Annotated in this window: 8 protein-coding genes; 3 read left to right on the top strand and 5 right to left on the bottom strand. The window is 64.0% G+C overall.

Annotated features, from left to right (window positions below):
* The first annotated feature begins 51 nt into the window (after window positions 1-51).
* Entirely contained in the window at window positions 52-585 is a 534-nt protein-coding gene (locus NCS02_RS14120) for a class IV adenylate cyclase (RefSeq protein ID WP_008352423.1), read from the top strand.
* On the opposite strand, the gene NCS02_RS14125 is transcribed toward NCS02_RS14120, so the two are convergent.
* Complete coding sequence (locus tag NCS02_RS14125) at window positions 540-1,046, bottom strand: Lrp/AsnC family transcriptional regulator (RefSeq protein WP_008352422.1); 507 nt, start codon at window positions 1,044-1,046, stop codon at window positions 540-542. The two genes, NCS02_RS14120 and NCS02_RS14125, sit on opposite strands and share 46 nt — an antisense overlap.
* A gap of 249 nt (window positions 1,047-1,295) precedes the next feature.
* The gene (locus NCS02_RS14130; RefSeq protein WP_008352420.1) at window positions 1,296-1,526 is read right to left on the bottom strand and encodes a DUF3717 domain-containing protein; all 231 of its coding nucleotides are present in this window, start codon (window positions 1,524-1,526) and stop codon (window positions 1,296-1,298) included.
* Between the two features lie 178 nt (window positions 1,527-1,704).
* Between NCS02_RS14130 and NCS02_RS14135 the strand changes: the two genes are divergently transcribed.
* Window positions 1,705-2,391 carry a response regulator transcription factor gene (locus NCS02_RS14135; protein ID WP_008352418.1) on the top strand — a complete coding sequence of 229 codons (687 nt, stop codon included), beginning with the start codon at window positions 1,705-1,707 and terminating at the stop codon, window positions 2,389-2,391.
* A gap of 80 nt (window positions 2,392-2,471) precedes the next feature.
* On the top strand, window positions 2,472-3,926 hold the full coding sequence (locus NCS02_RS14140; protein WP_175979872.1) for a sensor histidine kinase: 1,455 nt from the start codon (window positions 2,472-2,474) through the stop codon (window positions 3,924-3,926).
* Window positions 3,927-3,976: 50 nt separating this feature from the next.
* Here the strand turns inward: NCS02_RS14140 and NCS02_RS14145 are convergent, their stop codons facing one another.
* From NCS02_RS14145 to NCS02_RS14155, 3 genes are all read right to left on the bottom strand, one after another.
* Window positions 3,977-4,498, bottom strand: coding sequence for an SET domain-containing protein (locus tag NCS02_RS14145; protein WP_075583516.1), 522 nt, complete (start codon window positions 4,496-4,498; stop codon window positions 3,977-3,979).
* Between the two features lie 128 nt (window positions 4,499-4,626).
* On the bottom strand, window positions 4,627-5,739 hold the full coding sequence (locus tag NCS02_RS14150; RefSeq protein WP_175979669.1) for an NADH:flavin oxidoreductase/NADH oxidase: 1,113 nt from the start codon (window positions 5,737-5,739) through the stop codon (window positions 4,627-4,629).
* A gap of 91 nt (window positions 5,740-5,830) precedes the next feature.
* Entirely contained in the window at window positions 5,831-6,493 is a 663-nt protein-coding gene (locus NCS02_RS14155; protein WP_250523212.1) for a glutamine amidotransferase, read from the bottom strand.
* Between the last annotated feature and the right edge of the window lie 65 nt (window positions 6,494-6,558).

Genomic DNA, 6,558 nt, shown 5'->3' on the forward strand with positions numbered 1-6,558 from the left:
GCTAGGCTGGGCGCTCGCTTTTTTACATCCAACCGTGTTCGAGGAGTCTTCATGGCACGCAACATCGAAATCAAGGCGCGCGCGCATCAATTCGACGCACTGCGCGAACGCGCGGCCGCGCTCGCCCCCGACGCGCCGCTGGTTTTCCGCCAGCAAGACTTCTTCTACGACGTGCCGACCGGACGCCTCAAGCTGCGCCAGTTCGACGACGGCACGCCATCCGAGCTGATCTTTTATCAGCGCGACGACCGCGACGGTCCGAAAGTCTCGTATTACACGCGCAGCCCGGTGACGAATCCCGAGGCGATGCACGCGCTGCTCGCGCAGGCGCTGACGACGCGCGGCATTGTCTCGAAGGAACGGCATGTGTTTCTCGTCGGGCGCACGCGCATTCATCTGGACCGCGTGGACGGTCTCGGCGATTTCATCGAGCTGGAAGTGGTGCTCGGCCAGGACGACGACGAAGCCGGCGGCGAAGAAGAAGCTCACGCGATGTTCGCGCGCCTCGGCGTGGCGCAGACCGATCTCGTGCCGCTCGCTTACGTCGATTTGCTCAGTCCCGAGGCGTCGTCGTCGGCGAGATGAGAAAGCGGCAGCGGACCGTTGCGCTTGAACGTCGTCAGCACGATGTTCGAGCGCACGCTGTCGACGCCCGGCACGCGCATCAGCTTCTTCATGACGAAGCCTGAAAGCGCGTTCAAATCGGGCGCGACGATGCGCAGCAGGTAATCCGCATCGCCGACGGTCGCGTGACATTCGAGCACTTCGGGCAGCATTTCGATCTGCTGCTGAAACTGCTCGATGATCGAATCGCCGTGATGCTTCAGCTTCAAACTCGTGAACGCCGTCACGCCCAGGCCGAGCTTTTCGGGCCGCAACACCACCCGATATCCTTCGATCACGCCCGTCGCTTCGAGGCGCTGCAGGCGCCGCCCGATCTGCGACGGCGAAAGCGGCACCTGCTCGCCCAGTTGCTGATGCGTCGCGCGCCCGAAGCGTTGAAGCACGTCGAGCAGGGCGAGGTCGAAATGATCGAGTTCGAGCATGAGGCGGATATGCGCGGTAGCCGTGATGAATGCGACTTTATCGCATGGCAGCGGGTGCCCTCACAAACCCTTTGCGCAAAGGGGCCGTTTCGCGCGCGTTTTACGAATTCCTTGCAGCGGCAAACAAGGTAACGCGCATGTTACCAACCATGACACCGCGAAAGGCCGGATTTCATACGGAAAGACGCGAATTCGGGATAAACGCAAGCCTTCGAACAGCAAATAGAAAGCTCGATCGTCAGTTACCTTTCAGTCTCGACTACCATTCCTGAAGCGCTCGTAAGCTTCCCAGGCGGCGCGAGCCTCGTCGTCCAGTTGTTCGGGCGGCAGCCCGGATTGACGCTGTACAATCAGCAGCGCATAGGGCCTGGACAGCGCGCTCGCTTCCTTGCAGAGGCTGAGTTCGTCGCCGCTCGACGGGGAGCGGCCGCGCCAGTAGTTGATCGCGGCTTCGAGTTCGTGGATCGGGATGACAGCCATGTCCGGGCAGAAATACATTCGGTGTACGGCCGCTCGCGGCTTTAGGAAAACAGGTCGCGCACGCCGCATGAGATGTGAGTTTTGAACCGGCTCGAGCCCGCGCCGCACGCCGCGCATGTGACCATGCCGCCGACCGCCCCGCCCGCTAGAGCTCAACCCATTGTACTTGAGCGACTCCATGCGAATCCTTCTGATCGAAGACGACCGCCCCATCGCGCGCGGCATTCAAAGCAGCCTCGAACAATCCGGCTTCACGGTCGACATGGTGCACGACGGCATCTTCGCCGAACAGGCGCTCGCGCAGAACCGCCACGAGCTCGTCATTCTCGATCTCGGCCTGCCCGGCATCGACGGCATGACGCTGCTTTCGCGTTTCCGCCAGGGCAATCGTCACACGCCGGTGATCATCCTCACCGCGCGCGATGAACTGCACGACCGCGTGCAAGGCCTGAACAGCGGCGCCGACGACTACATGCTGAAGCCGTTCGAGCCGCAGGAACTCGAAGCGCGTATCCGCGCGGTGATGCGACGCAGCGGCCCGCACGGCGACGTGCCACGCCCCGAAGTGTCGCTCGGCGGCTTGCGCCTGTCGGGCGTCGATCGCCGCATCTTCAACGACGAGCGTCCGCTCGAACTCTCGCCGCGCGAATTCGCCGTGCTCGAAATGCTGTTGCTGCGTCACGGCCGCGTCGTGAGCAAGGCGCAGTTGCAGGATCATCTGACGCACTTCGGCGGCGATCTCGGCGATACGGCCATCGAAGTGTATGTGCATCGCGTGCGCAAGAAACTCGAGAACACGCGCGTGGAAATCGTGACGGTGCGCGGCTTCGGCTATCTGCTTCAGGAGATCCGGCAAGCGGCGTAACGCTTCTGCCGTAAAACGCCTTGCGATTTCCCACTCGCCGCGCGGGCGACCAGCGTTTCGCCCGCGAAGACTGGCTCGATCTGGCGCGGTCGAAAGCCGCCGAGACGCCGGCGCCGCCGAGTCTGCGGCGCACGCTCCTGCGCCGCCTCGCCGCGCCGCTGTCCCTGCTCGCGCTGATGTCCGGCCTCATGGCCTACTGGCTCGCGTGGCAATACACGCAGCACGTCGTCGACCGCTCGCTCGCGGATCTCGCGACGGCCATCTCCAAGCAGATCCAGCTCGCCGGCGTCGATGCGCCCGTCACCGTGCCGCCGCTCGCGCAGGCGATGTTCTCGGACCCCGTCGAGCAACTCATCTACCGCATCAGCACGGGCGATGAGGAAATCGCCGGGGAACCCGATCTGCCGCTCACCGGCACCAACGTGCGGCGCATTCACTACGCGTACGTCTTCGAGACGCACTTCGAGGGCGTCTCCGTGCGCGCGGCGCAAGTGCGCGTGCCGCAGCCGACGGGCAATCCGATCGTCGTCGAAGTGGCGCAACGCGTGGGTTCGCGATATCGGATCGCGGTCGAATTTCTCATCGCGATCATGATGCCGCTGCTGTTGCTGCTGCTCGCCGGATGGGTGATCGTGTGGCGCGTCGTGAATCAGCAGTTGAACCCGCTCACCGATCTCGCCGACGCGCTCAATCAGCAGACGCACATCTCGCTCGAACCTGTCGACGAGACTTACGTGCCGAGCGAAATCCGCCCGCTCACGAGCGCGATGAACGGCCTGCTCGTGCGCCTGCAAAGCGCGCTCGATGCGCAACGCAAGTTCATCGCCGATGCCGCGCATCAACTGCGCACGCCACTGACGGCGGTCAAGCTGCACGCCGAGCAGGCGCTCAGTTCGCGCGATCCCGCGAAGGCCGTCGAAGCGGTGAAGGAATTGCGCGCATCGGCGGATCGCGCGGTGCGGCTGTCGAACCAATTGCTTTCGCTCGCGCGCGCCGAGCCGGGCGAACAGGCGGCGCGCTTTTCCGATTTCGATCTGGCCGCGCTCGCGTTCGAAACCGGCGCGGAATGGGTGCCGCGCGCCCTCGCCGCACACGTCGATCTCGGTTTTCAGCGCCTCGACGATCCCGAGAACGAACATCCGCTGATCGTGCGCGGCAATGTCGTGCTCGCGCGTGAGGTGCTCGCGAATCTGATCGACAACGCGCTCAAGTACATTCCGCCGTTTCGCATCGAAGGCGCGCGCATCACGATGTCGGTCACGGAATGGAGCGACGCGAACGGCCGGCGCTTCGGCGAAGTCGTCGTGGAAGACAACGGACCAGGCGTGCCGCCGGATCAGCAAGGCGATCTTTTCAAGCGCTTTTTCCGCGGCGACGGGCAAAACGTCGAAGGCGGCGCGGGCCTCGGACTCGCGATCGTTCACGACATCATGGTGCTGCACGGCGGCACGGTGCACTACGAAGATGCGCCCGAAGGCGGCGCGCGCTTCATCGTGCGCATGCCGCTGAAGGAAGACAAACCGGCGGCGGAATAAAAAAGAGCCACGGGTTTCGGTCCGTGGCTCTGTCCGGTCTTAAGCGCGGCTTACTTCTTCTTTTTCGCCTTCTCTTCTTTCAGCGCGAGCATCGTGCCGCGGCATTTCTTCGCGCCGCATCGGCATTCGTATTCTTTCTTGAGCTTCTTGGTGATGCGGCCGTCGATGACGAGACCGTAGTCGTAATTCAGCTCTTCATCCGCCTCGATGTCGCGCAGCGCGTGGATGAACACGCGCCCTTCGACTTCCTCGGCCTCGCAATTCGGCGCGCACGAATGATTGATGTACTTCGCGCTGTTGCCTTCGATCTTGCCGTCGATCACGCGGCCATCGTCGAGTGCGAAGTAGAACGTGTGATTCGGCTCGTCGGGATTGTGCGGATGGCGGCGCAGCGCTTCCTTCCACGAAATGCGCTCGCCCTTGTACTCCATCACCTTCTCGCCGGCGGCGATCGGCTTCACGGCAAACACGCCTTTACCGTGCACGCCGGAGCGGCGAACGGTGACCCTGCGTGAACTCATCGAACGAATCCTTAAATAACGCTTCGCTCCCGCGCGATCGGGGATGAACATCGGGACAAAAAAAACGCGGTGGCTTCGATGCCGCCGCGTTCGCTCGTTGAACGCTCGCGTCCAACACACCGGTATCCTACACTCCCGGCGCGCGTCTGCTCAACCGTCCGGGCGATGCGCGCAACGTTTCAGCGCTGGCCGATTGTGATCTCGCCAAAGAGGTTCTTCTGGTCGCGCGGCTGCGAGCGCCAGTACTGCGGCGGCGCCGTGACGGTCGCGCCGAGCTCGGCGGCGGCGTGCCACGGCCAGCGCGGATCGTAGAGCATCGCGCGCGCCATCGCGACGTAGTCCGCCTTGCCGCTCGCCACGATTTCTTCTGCTTCCTTCGCCTCCGTAATCAGTCCGACGGCGACAGTGTTCACGCCCGTCGCTTCCTTCACGGCCTGCGCGAACGGCACCTGATAGCCCGACGACAACGGAATCTTCTGCAACGGCGAAACGCCGCCCGACGATACATCGACCCAGTCGACGCCGCGCTTCTTCAACTCCGCTGCGAACGCGATCGTGTCTTCGATGCTCCAACCGCCTTCGACCCAGTCGGTCGCCGAAACGCGCACGCCGACGGGTTTGTCGGCCGGGAACGCGGCGCGCACGGCATCGAAGATCTCGAGCGGATAGCGCATGCGGTTTTCGAGCGAGCCGCCGTATTCGTCGGTGCGCTGATTGGCAATCGGCGACAGAAACTGATGCAGCAGATAACCATGCGCGCAATGCACTTCGATGCCGTCGATGCCGAGCCGCGCAGCCCGCTTCGCCGACGCGACGAACGCTTCCTTCACGCGGACGAGACCGGCGGCGTCGAGCGCGAGCGGCGGCGTTTCTTCGGGCTTATGCGGAACGGACGACGGCGCGTAAGTCATCCACCCGCCATCGGCGACGGAAACCAGCGCTCCCCCTTCCCACGGCTTGCGGCTCGATGCCTTGCGGCCCGCGTGAGACAACTGCATCGTCACCGCGATCTTCGAATACTGGCGGATGGCGGCGAGCACGGGACGCAGCGCGGCTTCGGTGACATCGTCCCAGAGACCGAGATCGCCCGCCGTGATGCGTCCGTCCGGCTCGACGGCCGTCGCCTCGATGAACAGCATGCCCGCGCCCGACAACGCGAGCTGGCCGAGATGGATCATGTGCCATGCCGTGGCCTCGCCGCGCTCGGCGGAGTACTGGCACATCGGCGATACGAAGATGCGGTTCGGAAGTTCGAGACCGCGTAGGGTCGTGGGTGTGAACAACGCGCTCATGGCGGTGACTCGTCGATGGAAATGAAGCGATCGAGAATAGCACCGCCCTTCACGACACGCAGAAACGCCGATGGCTCATACCATCACACGTTCAGCGCGCATCCACGGTGAAGCGATCGAGCCACTCGCCGAACATCGCGCGGGCGGCGCGTTCGAGCTTCGCGCCGTGACGCGCGGTTTCCTCGCGCAACGCGGCGACCGTCGTGCCGCTTTTCGCGACATCGCCCGGATAGGCGACGAGCCAGCTCTCGAAGCGCTCGACGAGCACTTCCGGATGACACTGCAGCGCGAGCACGTGCTCGCCCCAGGTGAACGCCTGATGCGCACACATATCTGTCGATGCGAGCAGCGTCGCGTCTTTGGGGAGATCGAAGGTATCGCCGTGCCAGTGAAAGACGGGCACGGACGCGCCTTCGGCTTCGAGATGCCGCAGCGCGGACGCGCGTCCCGCGTCGGTCAGCGTGAGCGGCGACCAGCCGAGCTCCAGCTTCCCCGACGGATACACCTGCGCGCCGAGCGCACGCGCGATCAGTTGCGAGCCGAGACAGATGCCGATGGTCGGCAAGCCCGCCGCAATGCGCTTTTCGAGCATCGAAAGCAGCGGCGCGAGATGCGGATAGTGCGCGTCTTCAAAAGCCCCGATCGGACCGCCGAGGACGACGAGCAAGGAAGGATCGAGCGGATTGGGCGCCTCGCTGCGCCCGCGCCCGCCGGCCACATAACGCCCCCGCAGGCCGCGAACCCCCACCCCCAGTTAGAGGCTGCCCACATATTCGAAAAATAAGTTGCGCATACCCACGACTTCAAGTTTAATCGGCG

This window comes from Caballeronia sp. NCF2 (assembly GCF_023631205.1).
Lineage (GTDB): Bacteria > Pseudomonadota > Gammaproteobacteria > Burkholderiales > Burkholderiaceae > Caballeronia > Caballeronia zhejiangensis.

Excerpts from the sequence above, each read along its gene's own strand:
- NCS02_RS14120 (WP_008352423.1), top strand. The coding sequence starts at position 52 with ATGGCACGCAACATCGAAATCAAGGCGCGCGCGCATCAATTCGACGCA.
- NCS02_RS14125 (WP_008352422.1), bottom strand. The coding sequence starts at position 1,046 with ATGCTCGAACTCGATCATTTCGACCTCGCCCTGCTCGACGTGCTTCAA.
- NCS02_RS14130 (WP_008352420.1), bottom strand. The coding sequence starts at position 1,526 with ATGGCTGTCATCCCGATCCACGAACTCGAAGCCGCGATCAACTACTGG.
- NCS02_RS14135 (WP_008352418.1), top strand. The coding sequence starts at position 1,705 with ATGCGAATCCTTCTGATCGAAGACGACCGCCCCATCGCGCGCGGCATT.
- NCS02_RS14145 (WP_075583516.1), bottom strand. The coding sequence starts at position 4,498 with ATGTTCATCCCCGATCGCGCGGGAGCGAAGCGTTATTTAAGGATTCGT.
- NCS02_RS14150 (WP_175979669.1), bottom strand. The coding sequence starts at position 5,739 with ATGAGCGCGTTGTTCACACCCACGACCCTACGCGGTCTCGAACTTCCG.